The 15046-nt window shown below is 64.3% G+C and carries 17 protein-coding genes; 10 read left to right on the forward strand and 7 right to left on the reverse strand.

Going from position 1 to position 15046, the window contains the following annotated elements; genetic code table 11:
- Positions 1–35: 35 nt before the first annotated feature.
- The 7 genes from RPF88_RS02650 (at position 36) to RPF88_RS02680 (ending at position 8095) form a co-directional block, all read left to right on the forward strand.
- The gene (locus tag RPF88_RS02650; protein ID WP_013530722.1) at positions 36–920 is read left to right on the forward strand and encodes an AraC family transcriptional regulator; all 885 of its coding nucleotides are present in this window, start codon (positions 36–38) and stop codon (positions 918–920) included.
- 248 nt (positions 921–1168) lie between these two features.
- Positions 1169–2257 (forward strand): ABC transporter substrate-binding protein, encoded by a 1089-nt coding sequence (locus RPF88_RS02655; protein WP_013530723.1) that lies wholly within the window; start codon positions 1169–1171, stop codon positions 2255–2257.
- A gap of 96 nt (positions 2258–2353) precedes the next feature.
- Positions 2354–3175, forward strand: coding sequence for an ATP-binding cassette domain-containing protein (locus RPF88_RS02660; protein WP_013530724.1), 822 nt, complete (start codon positions 2354–2356; stop codon positions 3173–3175).
- Complete coding sequence (locus RPF88_RS02665) at positions 3172–4428, forward strand: sugar ABC transporter permease (RefSeq protein ID WP_013530725.1); 1257 nt, start codon at positions 3172–3174, stop codon at positions 4426–4428. Before RPF88_RS02660 ends, RPF88_RS02665 begins: the two co-directional genes overlap by 4 nt.
- Positions 4429–4450: 22 nt before the next feature.
- A complete protein-coding gene (locus RPF88_RS02670) occupies positions 4451–5179 on the forward strand; it encodes an SDR family oxidoreductase (RefSeq protein WP_024501651.1) in 729 nt (242 codons plus the stop codon).
- Between the two features lie 141 nt (positions 5180–5320).
- Positions 5321–6922 carry an FGGY-family carbohydrate kinase gene (locus tag RPF88_RS02675; RefSeq protein ID WP_337121653.1) on the forward strand — a complete coding sequence of 534 codons (1602 nt, stop codon included), beginning with the start codon at positions 5321–5323 and terminating at the stop codon, positions 6920–6922.
- 141 nt (positions 6923–7063) lie between these two features.
- Positions 7064–8095 (forward strand): cupin domain-containing protein, encoded by a 1032-nt coding sequence (locus tag RPF88_RS02680; RefSeq protein ID WP_337121654.1) that lies wholly within the window; start codon positions 7064–7066, stop codon positions 8093–8095.
- Between the two features lie 9 nt (positions 8096–8104).
- On the opposite strand, the gene dinB is transcribed toward RPF88_RS02680, so the two are convergent.
- Positions 8105–9352 (reverse strand): DNA polymerase IV, encoded by a 1248-nt coding sequence (gene dinB, locus RPF88_RS02685; protein ID WP_337121655.1) that lies wholly within the window; start codon positions 9350–9352, stop codon positions 8105–8107.
- Between the two features lie 121 nt (positions 9353–9473).
- On the reverse strand, positions 9474–9890 hold the full coding sequence (locus RPF88_RS02690) for a winged helix-turn-helix transcriptional regulator (protein ID WP_024501648.1): 417 nt from the start codon (positions 9888–9890) through the stop codon (positions 9474–9476).
- 103 nt (positions 9891–9993) lie between these two features.
- On the opposite strand from RPF88_RS02690, the gene RPF88_RS02695 reads away from it, so the two are divergent.
- Positions 9994–10593, forward strand: coding sequence for a dihydrofolate reductase family protein (locus RPF88_RS02695; protein WP_337121656.1), 600 nt, complete (start codon positions 9994–9996; stop codon positions 10591–10593).
- 23 nt (positions 10594–10616) lie between these two features.
- On the opposite strand, the gene RPF88_RS02700 is transcribed toward RPF88_RS02695, so the two are convergent.
- The 4 genes from RPF88_RS02700 to ada form a co-directional block, all read right to left on the reverse strand.
- Complete coding sequence (locus RPF88_RS02700) at positions 10617–11360, reverse strand: 2OG-Fe(II) oxygenase (RefSeq protein ID WP_127368858.1); 744 nt, start codon at positions 11358–11360, stop codon at positions 10617–10619.
- Positions 11357–11911: a methylated-DNA--[protein]-cysteine S-methyltransferase gene (locus RPF88_RS02705; protein WP_127368857.1), complete on the reverse strand. Its 555-nt coding sequence runs from the start codon at positions 11909–11911 to the stop codon at positions 11357–11359. The genes RPF88_RS02700 and RPF88_RS02705 overlap by 4 nt, the downstream gene beginning before the upstream one ends.
- Before the next feature lie 151 nt (positions 11912–12062).
- On the reverse strand, positions 12063–12290 hold the full coding sequence (locus RPF88_RS02710; RefSeq protein WP_127367766.1) for a hypothetical protein: 228 nt from the start codon (positions 12288–12290) through the stop codon (positions 12063–12065).
- Positions 12291–12302: 12 nt separating this feature from the next.
- Positions 12303–13415, reverse strand: coding sequence for a bifunctional DNA-binding transcriptional regulator/O6-methylguanine-DNA methyltransferase Ada (gene ada / locus RPF88_RS02715; protein ID WP_164766125.1), 1113 nt, complete (start codon positions 13413–13415; stop codon positions 12303–12305).
- A 130-nt stretch (positions 13416–13545) separates the two neighbouring features.
- Here ada and RPF88_RS02720 point away from each other — a divergent pair, with 130 nt between their 5' ends.
- Both RPF88_RS02720 and RPF88_RS02725 read left to right on the forward strand, forming a co-directional pair.
- The gene (locus RPF88_RS02720) at positions 13546–13842 is read left to right on the forward strand and encodes a type II toxin-antitoxin system HigB family toxin (RefSeq protein ID WP_013530736.1); all 297 of its coding nucleotides are present in this window, start codon (positions 13546–13548) and stop codon (positions 13840–13842) included.
- A complete protein-coding gene (locus tag RPF88_RS02725) occupies positions 13842–14240 on the forward strand; it encodes a helix-turn-helix domain-containing protein (protein WP_127367261.1) in 399 nt (132 codons plus the stop codon). The genes RPF88_RS02720 and RPF88_RS02725 overlap by 1 nt, the downstream gene beginning before the upstream one ends.
- 15 nt (positions 14241–14255) lie before the next feature.
- On the opposite strand, the gene RPF88_RS02730 is transcribed toward RPF88_RS02725, so the two are convergent.
- The gene (locus tag RPF88_RS02730; RefSeq protein WP_024501641.1) at positions 14256–14948 is read right to left on the reverse strand and encodes a winged helix-turn-helix transcriptional regulator; all 693 of its coding nucleotides are present in this window, start codon (positions 14946–14948) and stop codon (positions 14256–14258) included.
- Positions 14949–15046: the final 98 nt, after the last annotated feature.

Genomic DNA, 15046 nt, shown 5'->3' on the forward strand with positions numbered 1-15046 from the left:
GGCAAATATCCGTGCCGGCCCGGGAGGAAACGGACATGGAACCGGACCTGGAAGTTGTCCAGATACGACGCGGTGAGTCCTTCAAGGCGTGGTCGCATGGCTACCCCTTCCATACGGTGCGCTGGCACTTCCATCCAGAATATGAACTGCATCAGGTAATCTTCACCAACGGCCGCTATTTCGTCGGCGACTTCATCGGCGAGTTCGAGCCGGGCAATCTGGTGCTGACGGGGCCGAACCTGCCGCACAATTGGGTCAGCGACATCCCCAAGGACAGCTCGATCCCGCTGCGCGGCCGCATCATTCAGTTTTCCGAAAGTTTCATCGGCGATGCCATGCATGTGCTGCCGGAGCTGGCGGGGCTTGCGGCTCTGCTCGAGGCGTCGCGGCGCGGCGTGCTGTTTTCCAACCGCACCAGCAAGGCGCTGGCGCCATTGATGGAAGAGATGATGCAGGCGCAGGGCGTGCGCCGCATCGAGCTGTTCATGATGATCGCCGGCCTGCTAAGCCGCGCCCAGGAATTCCAGCTGCTGGCCAGCGCCAGCTATCGGCCCGATCCGTCGGGCTACATGACCGCCGGCATGAACAAGGCGCTCGCCTATATCAGGGAGAACCTGACGCAGCTGTTCGACGAGGCGGATCTCGCCGCCATCGCCGGCCAGTCGACCGGGGCCTTCTCGCGCTCGTTTCGCCGCCACACCGGCATGTCGCTGGTGCAGTATGTCAAGCGGCTGCGCATCAATCTCGCCTGCCAGATCCTGATGAGCGACGAGCAGGCGTCGATCACCGACATCTGCTACGAGGTCGGCTTCAACAACCTGTCCAATTTCAACCGGCAGTTCCTGGCGGAGAAGGGCATGCCGCCCTCGCGCTTCAGGCGCCTGCTGGCCGACAACATCAACGCGGGAAAAGCCGCTTAACGGAGGAGCCAGGGAGGAACCAAGGGAGGATTTTTCTTTTGCATGACGGACGTGAGCCGCGTTGAGCGGTTCGCGATGGAGAACGCTTGTCTCGAATTCCTCCGTCGGCGGAGGACGTCGGCGCGGCTCGAAAGTCCAGCGCCGGACCCTGGTTCCCCTGCAGTTGGGGCGAGGGTGGATGGGTGTCTTCAGACCACCAAAGCAGTCAACGACCTTCTTACAACATATCCAGAAACGGAGAAGACCGAATGACCAAACTTTCAATTTCATTGAAGTCCACTGGCAAGTCCGCCGGCATGGCAGCGCTTGCGCTGTCGCTGCTGGCAGGCACCGCCGCTATCGCCAAGGCAGCCGAAGTCACCGACGCCACCGTGGCCTTCCTGATGCCTGACCAGGCCTCGACCCGTTACGAACAGCATGATTATCCCGGCTTCGCCGCCGAGATGAAGAAGCTATGCCCGGGCTGCAAGGTGCTCTACCAGAACGCCGATGCCGACGCCTCGCGCCAGCAGCAGCAGTTCAACTCGGTGATCTCGCAGGGCGCCAAGGCGATTGTGCTCGACCCCGTCGACTCGACCGCCGCCGCCTCGCTGGTCAAGCTGGCGCAGAGCCAGGGCATCAAGGTCATAGCCTATGACCGGCCAATCCCGACAGCGCCGGCCGACTTCTATGTCTCGTTCAACAATGAAGGCATCGGCAAGGCCATCGCCGATTCGCTGGTCGAGCACCTGAAGGCGCTGAAGGTCGATCCGGCCACCGGCGGCGTTTTACAGATCAACGGTTCGCCGACCGACGCGGCGGCCGGCCTGATCAAGAAGGGCATCCATGCCGGCCTCGACAACAGCGGCTACAAGATCCTGGCCGAATACGACACGCCGGAATGGGCGCCGCCGAAGGCGCAGCAATGGGCCGGCGGCCAGATCACCCGCTTCGGCCCGAAAATCCTCGGCGTGGTTGCCGCCAATGACGGCACCGGTGGCGGCGCCATCGCGGCCTTCAAGGCGGCCGGCGTCGATCCGGTGCCGCCGGTGACCGGCAATGACGCGACCATCGCAGCCTTGCAGCTGATCATCGCCGGCGACCAGTACAACACCATCTCTAAGCCGAGCGAGATCGTGGCGGCGGCCGCCGCCAACATCGCCATCAAGCTACTTTCTGGCGAGACGCCTAAGGCCGAGATGACGCTGTACGATACGCCCTCGCAGCTGTTCACGCCGGCTGTTGTGACGCAGGAAAACCTGAAGGCCGAGATCATCGACAAGAAGATCAACACCGCGGCCGAGCTCTGCGTCGATCGTTACGCGGAAGGCTGCAAGAAGCTGGGCATCGGGAACTGACCGCGACCCTTGCCCGCTCCGCTGCCTGGCCACCCGCGTGGTGGCCAGGCAGCGCTCATGCGAAATTTTTGAACCGGTTTTGAAAGGCTTCCTGGCATGACCGATACCTCGGACGAACCGGTTCCGGCAGGCGAGCTGGTGCTCAGCCTGCGCGGCGTTTCGAAGAATTTCGGCGCCGTTTCGGCGCTCACCGACATCGATCTCGATGTTCATGCAGGCGAAGTGGTGGCGCTGGTCGGCGACAATGGCGCCGGCAAGTCGACCCTGGTCAAGATCCTGGCCGGCGTGCATCAGCCGAGCTCAGGCACGATCAGTTTTCGCGGCAAGCCGGTGACGCTTGCCGATCCGAGTGCCGCGCTGACGCTCGGTATCGCCACCGTGTTCCAGGACCTGGCGCTGTGCGAGAACCTCGACATCGTCGCCAACATCTTCCTTGGCCGCGAACTCAGCCCGCTGCGGCTGGACGAGGTGGCGATGGAAGTGCGCGCCTGGACGCTGCTCAACGAGCTTTCGGCGCGCATCCCGAGTGTCCGCGAAGTGGTCGCTTCACTGTCGGGCGGCCAGCGCCAGACGGTGGCGATCGCGCGCTCGCTGCTGCTCGAACCCAAGCTCATCCTGCTCGACGAGCCGACGGCAGCGCTTGGCGTGGCGCAGACGGCGGAAGTGCTCAATTTGATCGAGCGGGTGCGCGACCGCGGCCTCGGCGTTGTCATCATCAGCCACAACATGGAAGACGTGCGCGCCGTCGCCGACCGCATCGTCGTGCTGCGGCTTGGCCGCAACAACGGCATCTTCTCGCCCGATGCCTCGAACCAGGAACTGGTCAGCGCCATCACCGGCGCCTCGAACAATTCGGTGTCGCGGCGCGCCGAGCGCAGGCAGGCCAGGCAAGACCAGACCCAGGAGCCACGCCCATGAGCCGCGAAGCCGAAGCCGCCCCCGTGCCGCCGCAGCTCGACCGCGCCGATGTGCGCGTCAAGCACGAGGCGGGGATCGGCGGCGCCATCCGCCGGTTCTTCGACCGGGTCCGCTCGGGCGATCTCGGCTCGCTGCCAGTGATTGTCGGGCTGGTCATCATCTGGACGGTGTTCGCCAGCATCAACCCGATCTTCCTGTCGAGCAGCAATCTGGTCAATCTGCTGTTCGATTGCTCCACCGTCGGCGTCATCGCGCTCGGCATCGTCTGCGTTTTGATGGTCGGCGAGATCGACCTGTCGGTCGGTTCGATCAGCGGCTTTGCCTCGGCCATGGTCGGCACGCTGTGGGTCAACCAGGGCTGGCCGGTGGCGCTCGCGATTCTGGCCGCTGTTGCCGTCGGCGGCTTCATCGGCGCCCTCTATGCGCTGCTGTTCAACCGGCTCGGCATGCCGAGCTTCGTCTCGACGCTGGCCGGCTTGCTGGCGGTGCTTGGCCTGCAGCTCTACATCCTCGGCTCGACCGGCTCGATCAACCTGCCCTACGGCTCGAACCTGGTGAATTTCGGCCAGTTGCTGATGATGCCCAAACTCGTCTCGTTCGCTCTGGCGGCCGTGCCGGGCATCGTCATGCTGATCACCGGCCTGCGCACCGTCGCGCGCCGCCGCGCAGCGAACCTGTCGGCGCCGTCGACCGGCGGGCTCGTCACGCGCGCGGTGGTGATTACGGTCATTCTCGAGCTCATCGTCTTCTATCTCAATCAGGCGCGCGGCATTCCGTGGATGTTCGGCCTGTTCGTCGGCCTGGTCATATCGATGCACTACGCGCTGACGCGGACCAAATGGGGCCGCTCTATGTCGGCGGTCGGCGGCAACCGCGAGGCGGCGCGGCGCGCCGGCATCAATGTGCGGCTGATCTATTCCAGCGCCTTCGTGCTGTGCTCGATGCTGGCGGCTTTCGGCGGCGTGCTGTCGGCGGCCCGCCTGGCCTCGGCCAGCCAGCAGGCCGGCACGGGCGACGTCAACCTCAACGCCATCGCAGCGGCCGTCATAGGCGGCACCAGCCTGTTCGGCGGCAGGGGCAGCGCCTATTCGGCACTGCTCGGCATCATCGTCATCCAGTCGATCGCCAGCGGCCTCACGCTGCTCGATCTGTCCTCGTCGCTTCGGTACATGATCACCGGCGCCGTGCTTGCCATCGCGGTCATCGTCGACTCGCTGGCACGCCGCTCGCGTGTCTCGCATGGCCGGGCCTGAACCCATCAACAGGAAGCAAGACATGAGCCAAGAACTGTCCGGAAAAGTTGCCGCCGTCACCGGTGCCGCGTCAGGCATCGGCCTCGAATGCGCCAGGCATATGCTGGCGGCCGGCGCCACCGTGGTGCTGGTCGACCGCGCCGAGGCGACGCTGAACAAACTGTGCGCCGAACTCGGCCCCAAAGCGATCCCGCTGGTGATTGATCTGATGCAGCCGGCAAGCGTCGCCACCATGATGCCGCAGATTCTGGAGAAGGCCGGCCAGCTCGACATCTTCCATGCCAATGCCGGCGCCTATGTCGGCGGCGAGGTGGCGACCGGCGATCCCGACGTCTGGGACCGTATGCTCAACCTCAACATCAATGCCTGCTTCCGCTCGATCCAGGCAGTGCTGCCGCACATGATCGAACGCAAGACCGGCGACATCATCGTCACCAGTTCGATCGCCGGTCTGGTCCCGGTGGTCTGGGAACCGATCTACACGGCCTCCAAGCACGCCGTGCAGGCCTTCGTCCACACGGTGCGCCGGCAGGTCGCCAAGCACGGCCTGCGCGTCGGCGCCGTGGCGCCCGGCCCGGTAGTGACGGCACTGGTCGACGACTGGCCAAAGGCCAAGCTCGAAGAGGAACTCGCCGCCGGCGGCCTGATGCAGCCACGCGAGGTGGCCGAAGCCGTGATGTTCATGCTGACCCGGCCGCGCAACGTCACGATCCGCGATCTGGTGATTTTGCCGCAGAGCAATGATCTCTAGGGGGAGTAGGGGAGTAGGGGAGTAGGGCAGTAGGATTGCTCTGCCGTTCAATGCCCGGGCCCGAGCCAAGCCACCATCTCCTATTCCCGTACTGCCCTACTGCCCTACTCCCCTACTGCCTTAAACCGAAGGTTTCCCCCAATGTCCCACTTCCTCGGCATCGACGTCGGCACCGGCAGCGCGCGGGCCGGGGTGTTCGACCACACGGGAAACCTGCTTGCCTCGGCCAAACGGGACATCGAGGTCTGGCGCGAGGCCGGCGACATTGTCGAGCAGTCGAGCAACGACATCTGGCGGGCGGTTTGCGCGGCCACGCGTGAAGCGGTCGCGCAATCGGGCGTGGCGCCCGAGGCGATCGCCGGCATCGGCTTCGACGCCACCTGTTCGCTGGTGGTGCTGGGCGAGGGCGGCGTGCCGCTGCCGGTAAGCAAGTCCGCCAATCCGGAACGCAACATCATCGTCTGGATGGATCATCGCGCGGTCGAGCAGACGCGCCGCATCAATCGCAGTGGCGAGGCGGTGTTGAACTACGTCGGCGGCGTCATCTCGCCGGAGATGGAAACGCCGAAACTCCTGTGGCTGGCCGAAAACCTGCCCGCCACTTTCGACGCCGCCTGGCAGTTCATGGACCTCGCCGATTTCCTCACCTGGCGGGCGACCGGCAGCCTTGCCCGTTCGGTCTGCACGGTGACCTGCAAATGGACCTATCTGGCGCATGAGAGCCGCTGGGACGAGACGTATTTCCGCAAGATCGGCCTCGGCGCTCTGGCCGACGAAGCATTCACGCGCATCGGCACCGAGATCGTGCCGGCCGGTGCCGCACTCGGCGGCGGATTGACCGCGCAGGCAGCAGCAGACCTTGGTCTCAACCCCGGCACCGCGGTGGCGGCCGGACTGATCGACGCGCATGCCGGGGGCGTCGGCACGGTCGGCGCGCGCGGCGATTTCGGCAGCGTGCTGTCGCGCATGGCCTATGTTTTCGGCACCTCGGCCTGCACCATGTCGTCGACCGCCGAGCCGGCCTTCGTCGACGGTGTCTGGGGTCCGTATTTCTCGGCCATGGTGCCGGGCCTGTGGCTGAACGAGGGCGGCCAGTCGGCAGCTGGTGCTGCGATTGATCATCTGGTGCGCATGCACCCTGCAGCCGGCGAAGCGACCGCCAAAGCGCAAGCCGAGGGGCTCAGCCTCAGCGCCTGGCTGTCGCTGCAGGCGCAAAGCCGCAATGGAGCCGCGGCCACGCCGGCCCTGGTCGGCGGCATCCATGTCGTGCCGGAGTTCCTCGGCAACCGCGCGCCTTTCGCCGACCCGGACGCGCGCGCGCTGATTGCCGGGCTCGATCTCGACACCAGCCTCGACAGCCTGGTCGGGCTCTATGTCGCCGGGGTCTGCGGGCTGGGCTACGGCGCGCGCCAGATCGTGCGGGCCGAGCATGACAAGGGCATTCCCGTCGACACCATCGTGGTCAGTGGCGGCGCCGGCCAAAGCCCGCTGGTGCGCCAACTGCTGGCGGACACCACAGGCATGGTGGTGGTGGCCTCGACCTCGCCGGAACCGGTGCTGCTCGGCTCGGCGATGCTGGGCGCGGTCGCCGCCGGTGCCTACAAGGATGTGGCGGCGGCGATGGCCGGCATGTCGGAACTCGGCGAGGTCTATCATCCCGACGCTACGCTGGCCGGCTGGCATGCCAAACGCTTCGCGGCGTTCGAATTGCTGCAGCAGGCGGGCAAGGCCATCCGAGGCTGAAGCGCGCGGCTTCTGTCCGGCTTTGTCAGGAGCGTAGCGAACACCGCTTGGCGGTTTAGCTGGAAGCTGGCAGCTTTGTCCTGTTGTGGACCCTCCAGCAGCATGCGACGAGGGGCAAGGCGACAGAACCAGGAGCCCCTAATGGTGGACGAAGCTAAACCGCCGCTACCATTCGCATCGGATGAGGTGCCGTGGACGGAATGGTCCGACGTGCCACGCTTCGGCCTGCGCTACCGGCATTTGTCGCTGGCCGCCCTTGGCGAAAAACACCGTGTCGGCGTGGCAATCGAGGAGCTTCCGGCTGGCAAGCAGTCCTCGCCGGCGCATTACCATATTTTCGAGGAAGAGCATGTCTTCATCCTCGAAGGGGCGCTTACCGCGTATGTCGGCGACGCGGCCTATGCCATGAAGGCCGGCGACTACATCTGCTTTCCCGCCGGTGCCGCGGCGGGGCATTGCCTGATCAATACCAGCGACGCACTGTGCCGCTATGTCATCGTCGGCGAGCGCAACCCGAATGAAGTGGTCGTCTACACCGCCTCCAACAAGGTGCTGGTACGCGCCCTGGGCCGCCGCGCGATCTTCGATCTCGCTGCAAACCGAAGCTACTGGGACGGCGAGAACACCGGCCTTACCGCCGGCGATCCGCTGCCGTCGGATGTGACGGCCGGTGTCACCAAACCCCCAGCCGCGCCGATCCCGCCGATCGCCAGCGATGCTGTCGAATGGAAGGTCGAGGGCGAAGGTCCGCGGTTCGGGGGCCGGTCCAGGCACCTGACTTATGCCGCGCTGGGACGCTCCGACTATCATGTCGGCATGCTGATCGAAGCGCCGGCGCCCGGCATGCGCTTGGCGCCCCGGCACTATCACATGCTGGAAGAGGAGCATGCGCTGATCCTGGAAGGGGAGGTGATGCTGCTGCTTGGCGAGGAGCGCCACGAAATGAAAACCGGCGATTATGTCTGCTTTCCAGCCGGCCTGGCGGTCGGGCATTCCTTCCTCAACAGCGGCACGGGGCCGTGCCGTTACCTGATGATCGGCGAGAAAAATCCCAACGAGGTCTGCGTCTATCCAGATTCCAACAAGATGGCGGTCGACGCCTTGCGCCGGCGCGACGGCATTTTCGACATGGGAGCGGTGAGGCGGTACTGGGACGGCGAAGAGATGGAGTAGCCCCCGGCTTCACAGCTCCTTCTCCGCCAACTCCCTGAATTCGTCGGGAACCGAGCGCGCCGCCTCCAGTGCCACGGTGCCGTAGCCGACCGCCTGTTTGCCGAAGCGCTCGCGGATCTTGTCGATGGCGCGATCGGCGTCGAAGCGTGCTAGGCCCTTCTTCGTGCCGGGCCGGCGCCTCTCGTCGGCGAGGCCAAGCGGCAGGTCGAGCTGCAACTCGAAGCTTTCCTCAAGATGCGAGACCGAGATCGCCAGCAGCGAGATCGTTTTCTCCTGTGGATTGTCGGCAAGCACGCCGCGCACCAGATCGCCGGCGATCTCGGCCAGCATCGCGGTTGCCGAGATCGGCTGGTCAAGCGTGATCGAGCGGGTGACGGCTCTGAGATCGGCAAAGCGCACGCGTACCGTCACCGTGCGGCCGGGCCTTGCCTTGGCGCGCAGCCGACTGGCGACGCGGTCGGCCAGATGCAGCAGTGTCGGCACGATGACCCGTGCCATAGCCGGCTTCTGGCCAAGTGCCGATTGGGCGCCGGCCGAATGCGCGCGGCGCTTCGTCTCCAGCTTTCGCGGGTCGCGGTTCCAGGACAGGGCGGCGAGCTTTTCGCCGGCGGCGGGACCGAGCAGGCGCGTCAGCGCGCCGCCATGCGCCCTGGCCAGTTGACCGATGGTCTCGACGCCGATCTCGGCCAGCCGCGCCCTGGTCGCCGGGCCGACGCCCCACATCAGTCCGACCGGCAGATCATGCAGGAAGGCGAGTTCGGTGCCGGGTTCGACGACCACCAGCCCGTCGGGTTTGGCGACCTGCGAGGCGATCTTGGCCAGATGCTTGGTGCGCGCCACGCCGATCGAGATCGGCAGGCCGAGTTCGGCCCGCACGCGGCGGCGGATGGTTGTCGCGATCTCCTGCGGCGAGCCGAACAGATGCGTGCAGCCGGCGACGTCGGCAAACGCCTCGTCGATGGAAATGCGCTCGACCACAGGCGTAAAATCGTCGAGCACCTTGATCGCCGCATCGCCCAGCCGCTGGTAATGGCTGAAATTGCCGCCGACGAAGATCAAATGCGGGCAGAGTTCGCGCGCCTTGCGCCCCGGCATGCCGCCACGCACGCCGAAGGCGCGCGCCTCATAGGAAGCGGCGAGCACGACGCCGCCGCCCACCGCGATCGGCTTGCCGCGCAGCGACGGATCGAGCAACTGCTCGACAGAGGCGTAGAAAGCGTCGAGATCGGCATGCAGGATGGTGGCTGTCGTTTCCATCGACCGCGCATCCGCAGTTGCTGATAGATTGGAACAAATAAAGAACAAAGATGGATCGTTGTCAAGCGAAGGGCGATTGGGTGCGGCAACAGCCATGCCGGTTCGGCTTGAACGCAACCGCCTAGACACTATGCTCCGTTCGCAGCGCCGCTTTCATCTTTTCCAGCGCTGCTTCGCCGCCTGCCGCCAACTGGTTGGCAATCCTGGCCAATCTCTCGTCGGCCTTGCGGTGCCTGCTGCCCCAGGCGCCGAGCGTCGCCAGCACCGGCAATAGGTCGATGCCTGCTTCGGTCAGCCGGTAGACCGTTCTCAAGCCATGCGTCGGGTCGTCGCTTCTGGTGAGGATGCCTTCGTCCTGAAGCGTTTGCAGTCGCTCGGCCAGCGTGCGCGAGGAGATGCCTTCGTCGGATTGCAGGAATTCGCGAAAGTGCTTTTTCCCGGCGAAGACCATGTCGCGGATGATGAGCAGCGTCCAGCGGTCGCCGATGAGTTCGAGCGACAGGTTGATCGGGCAGTCGGATTTTTCGCGCGTCGCCATCTATGGTTCCATTTCTAAATCACTTTACTATTGACATCTTTTTGGCCTTGCGTCAACAGTTCCAAATGTAAACTGTTTTGCGATAGCCGTGAGGAGAATGACGGTGAAAAAGCTGTTCCTGCAGATGCAGATGTCGGTCGACGGCTTTGTCGGCGCCACCGAGGACCATTCCTGGCAGCTCTGGGAGTGGGGTGACGAGAGCGCCTGGGACGATGAGCTGAAGCAGGACTTCAACGCTGTCTTCACAGGCGTCGATACCATCCTGCTCAGCCGCAAGATGGCGCAGGAGGGCTATCTCACCCATTGGGGCAATGCCGCCAAGAAGTTTCCGCACGATCCGTTCTACGCCTTTGCGCAACGCATCGTCGACGCCCGCAAGGTGGTGCTCAGTGATAAGCTCAAGCAATCGGCCGGGGAGCCGGTCTGGGAGCGCACGAGCGTGGCCAGCGGCGACCTGCCGCGCGAAGTCAATGCGCTGAAAGCGGGCGAGGGCGGCGACATGGCCGTGTTCGGCGGCGCCGGTTTCGCGTCGGCGCTGATCGCGGCCGGGCTGGTCGACGAGTTTCAGCTTTTTATCAACCCGGCGGTGCTGGGTGCGGGCCGCCGGATTTTTGATCAGGGCGGTCTTAGAAACCTGCGGCTGCTCGGCTCGAAGGCCTATGACTGTGGCATGGTGGTCAGTCGCTATGCACCGGCGGGGTGAGGGGACCTCCATCTTCTCCCTGCTCACTTCGCATCGTGAAAAATAATCCCGACCGTGTGGCGCATGCCTGAGCGCAGCCGGCTGACGCCATGACGCAGGTTGACGCGGTAATTGCCTTTGGTGCCCTGCACCGGCCGGTTGTGGACGGCAAAGACAACGGCGTCGCCCTGGCGCAGCGGCACCACCTCGACCCGGCTCTGCATGCGCGGCCGCTGCTCGGTCAGCGCGAACTCACCGCCGGTGAAATCCTGGCCCGGTTCGGAGAGCAGGATCGCCACCTGCAGCGGGAAAGCGAGGTCGCCATAGAGATCCTGGTGCAGGCAGTTGAAGTCGCCAGGCACATATTGCAGCAGCAGCGGCGTCGGCCGCGTCTGGCCGGCGGCATGACACTGATCGAGAAACGCGGCATGCGTCGCGGGATAACGCATGGCCTGCCCCATCCGCTCGTTCCACCGATTGGCGACCTCGGCCAGCCTGGGATAGAGCGCGCTGCGCAGGCCGCCCAGAAGGTCGGGCAAGGGATAGCGGAAATAGCGGTACTCACCCTTGCCGAAGCCGTGCCTGGCCATATGGATGTGGCTGCGGAAATGCTCTTCTTTGGGATAGAGGCCGGCGATCTCCCGGCATTCTTCGGGCGACAGCAGCTTTTCAATCACCGCGCAGCCGAAACCGTCGAGTTCGGCTGCAAGGGCGGGCCAGTCGTAACCGGCGACACGCGTCTGAGCAGCTTCAACCGCCGATGCGGCAACCCTAGCATGGGCATTCATATCGTAGCCTCCTTGTCGATCAGAGCGCGCTTGCGCTCGAGGCCCCAGCGGTAGCCCGACAGCGTGCCGTCGGCGCGGACAACACGGTGGCAGGGAATGCCCAGCGCAATCGCGTTGGCCGCACAGGCCGTCGCCACGGCACGGGCGCCGTCCGGCTGGCCGAGGCGCTGGGCCAGCGCGGCGTAGGTGATGGTGGCGCCGCACGGGATGCCTCGGAGCGCCTCCCACACGCGCTGCTGGAATGGCGTGCCGCGGCGCAGGTCGAGCGGCAGGTCGAGACCGACGCCAGGTATTTCGACGAAGCGCGCGATTGCCGCGAGATCGTCGCGCAAGGTGGCCCGGTCTTCGACCAGTAGCTTGCCCGGGAAGCGATGGCCAAGATCCCGCTCCAGCGCGTCGGCGTCCGAGCCGATCAGGATGGCGCAGACGCCGATCTGGCTGCGTGCCGCCAGGATTTTACCGATCGCGGATTCGCCGATGGCGTAGGTTATGATATCGAGGGCGGCGAGCTTGGTGACTGTCGCCGGAATATTGGTTTGTACGAGGTTCATTGCCTTCACTCCTTTTGTCTGTGCCTGAACCCTAGCCACCTACCAGCCGTGTCTCACTCCGGTGCTTGCTTTCAAATTCGAATCCCCAAGGCAGGTGCTCTACGGCGCCGTAGAGCGCCGATTTTGATCATTGGCACTTCGCCTGAGGATGTCATGCGACACGGGTGACGGAAATTTCGCCCAGCACGAACACTTCGCCTGATGACAGGCGCAACTCAACCTCGCCGGTTGCGGTGCGGCTCCATTCGGCTTTGCCATCATCGACCATCTGGCCGATGGCGGTCATCACCCGTGATTTCGCGTCAGGGGCGCGGCGGCTGCCGGCAGCTTGGGTCTGGATGTTCGCATCGGTGGTGGGAGACCTTGCCATCGCGCGCATTGCCGGTCCTCGTCAGGCCCGCACCGACCGGTTGGCATTGTCGGACGCTGCCTCGCGGTCGAGCAGCGCGCGCTTGCGCTCCGCGCCCCAGGCGTAGCCGGAAAGTGCGCCGTCCTTGCGGATGACGCGGTGGCAGGGAATGGCGACGGCAAGATTGTTGGCGGCGCAGGCGGCGGCGATGGCGCGGGTCGCCTTAGGTGCGCCGATGCGATGCGCGATCTCCGCATAGGAAACCGTTTGGCCGGCGGGGATGGCGCGCAAGGCCTGCCAGACGCGCTGCTGGAACGCCGTGCCGCGGACGTCGAGCGGCAGGTCGAGGCCGAGCGCCGGAGCCTCGACGAAACCGACGACGCGGGCGACCAGCGCCTCGTAGTCGCGGTCGCCACCGATCAGCCGTGCCCTGGGGAAACGATCCTGCAGGTCGCGCACCAGCGCGTCGGGATCGTCTCCGAGCAGGATCGAGGCGACGCCCTTCTGGCTGGACGCGACCAGGATGGTGCCGAGCGAGGTCTCGCCAACGGCGAAGCGGATCTCTTCGTCGGCGCCACCGGCGCGATAGCGCGTCGGCGTCATGCCGAGCATGCCAGTGGATTTCTCGTAAAAACGTCCGCTTGAGTTGAAACCGGCATCGTAAATCGCCGTCGTCACGCTGGCGCCGTCTTCCAGGCCCTGGCGGACCCTGGCGGCACGGTGCGCGGCGGCAAAATCCTTCGGCGTCAGCCCGGTGACGGCCTTGAAGATGCGGTGGAAATAACCGGCGCTGCGGCCGGCGGCATCCGCCAATTCAGCCAGCGAGGGTTCTTCCTCGCTCTGCTCGATCCTGCGGCAGGCAGCGGCGACCATCGCCGCGTTGCCGGCCTCGAGCGACGGGCCATGTGGATCGCAGCGCCGGCACGGGCGAAAACCGGTCGCCCTGGCCTGGTCCAGCGTGTCGTGCAACTGCACATTTTTCGGATTGGCGCGCCGAGACGGACAGGAAGGCCGGCAATAGACGCCCGTCGTCGCCACCGAATACCAGAATGCGCCGTCGGCGGATTTGTCGCGCGCGACGATGCGCGCCCAGCGCGGATCGTCGGTGATTTGCAGCGGCGCGGACTTCAGATTCTTGGCCAGGGTGATGAACATGACCGCATTGAAGCCACCACAAGCCGGCCCCGCCACCCGTTTCCTGACAAGTGCCTGGAGAACCTCACTTGCCTTTCCCAATTTGGGAAAATCCTCTTGTTCCCAATTTGGGAATTTGCTATATCAGGTCATGCAGATAATTGCCAAGAAGGCGCTGAAGGATTTTTGGGCAAAACACAATCAGGCCGAAGCTCCTTTGACGGCTTGGTATGTGGCTGTCGGGAATGCTGATTGGAAGACCCCGGCTGACGTCAAGGATGCGTTTGGAGCGACAGTTGATTTCGTCGGTGACAATCGCATCATTTTCGACATTAGCGGCAACAAGTATCGTTTGATTGTCCACGTCGCCTACAAGTTTCACCGCGTTCTGATCAAATTCGTCGGCACGCACAAAGAGTATGACAAGATTGATCCGGAGAAGGTGTGATGGAAAACATTCGACCCATTAAGACCGTCGCCGATTACGATTGGGCGATCGCCGAAATCACTAAATATTTCGAAAATGAGCCGGAGGTCGGCTCTCTCGATGGTGACCGGTTCGACGTTCTCGCAACCCTGATCGAGGCTTATGAGGATAAGCACTACCCGATTGAAGCACCGGATCCCGTTGAAGCCATTCATTCGCACATGGAACTGTTCAACCTGTCGCGGAAGGCGCTGGCCGAGGTGATCGGATCATCACCCCGGGCGACCGAGGTGTTGAACAAAAAGCGCGCACTCACCCTGGATATGGTCTTCAAACTGAACAAGGAATGGAAAATTCCCGCCGAAGTCCTCGTGCAACCCTATCACCTTGCAAATGACAGGGGCCGCAGGCGCGCCTAACATGCACCGATTCTCCTAAGCCGCGCGCTTGGGTTCCACCGCGAATGGGCTGAGGCCGAGCCAGGTCTGCATCTTCCTGCCGATGGCCTGGTCGCCGGTCAGGGCAACCCTGGCGCCGGCCTTCTCGACGGTCAGCACTCCCATCCAGATCGCCGTCATCGTGTGCAGGTCGGTCGAGACGTAGAGATCGACATCGAAGCCCGGATCGTACCAGCACAGATCGACCTCACCGTGCTTCTCGACGATCAGCCACCACGACCGTTTGGACGCCGGGAGATCCTGATACAGGAATTGTATCACCGTGCGCCCTTCAGGCAGCGGCGAGGGGTTTAGATTGCGCCGCATGTCCCACATCAGCAACGACGGATCGAGGTTCTTCAGCGACAGCCGGGACTCGACCCATTTCTGCCCCCAGAAGCCCATTGCCTCGACGACAGGACGCAAATCCCGGCCGGCTTCCGTCAGCCGATATTCGAAGATGCCTTTTTCGCCCGGCACTTCCTTGCGCTCGACGATCCCGGCGATCTCAAGTTCCTTCAGCCGTTGCGACAGAAGGGTCGGCGACATTTTGGGGACGCCGCGGCGAAGATCGTTGAAGCGGGTCGAGCCGGCCACCAGTTCACGCATCAGCACCATGGTCCAGCGGGTGCACAGCACCTCAGCGGCCATCGATAGCGGGCAGAATTGTTTGTATCCGTGCTGGCTCATGATTGGTGCCTCTCCCTCAAACCTGACCGAATATTAGGCCTTCATGAATGAAGCGGCCAGTACGGAAACTGTACTGCCCGGTACAGATCGCGGACTGG

It is taken from the genome of Mesorhizobium sp. ISC11, from assembly GCF_037162595.1.
Lineage (GTDB): Bacteria > Pseudomonadota > Alphaproteobacteria > Rhizobiales > Rhizobiaceae > Mesorhizobium > Mesorhizobium ciceri.